The sequence below is a fragment of the Pseudomonas sp. AC463 genome (assembly GCF_979253585.1).
Genome location: NZ_CEEDDZ010000389.1, coordinates 1 through 307, shown reverse-complemented (window position 1 = coordinate 307; position 307 = coordinate 1). Strand labels below are relative to the sequence as shown.

General features: G+C 68.7%; 1 protein-coding gene. It reads left to right on the top strand.

The annotated features are described in order from the left end of the window. Nucleotides 1-110: 110 nt before the first annotated feature. The coding region (locus AC0IYH_RS30660; RefSeq protein WP_471837929.1) for a hypothetical protein at nt 111-307 on the top strand (197 nt) is incomplete at its 3' end.

The following is a 307-nucleotide window of genomic DNA, read 5'->3' as shown; positions in this document are numbered from 1 at the left end:
CAGCTTGGCCACCAGTTGCTGCGCCGCTTCGGCCGCGACGGGGTCCAAGCTGTCCGGTATCGACGTCAGCGTCGATCAGGCGGCGCACGCGGTGCGCGAGGTGTGGGCACATGGCTATTCCCGGTTTCAGCGCCGAGGCGGTGAACTCCACCGCTTTGACCGAGCGTCCGATCAAGGGCGAGGACGGGCTGGAGCATGGTACCGCCGGCACCGTTGCGGGCGGCGAGGAGCATGTCGCGTCGCCGACCGCGCTTGGGTTCGACTCGACCGGCTGGGTGGCGATCGCCGCGATCGTCGTGCTCATCAT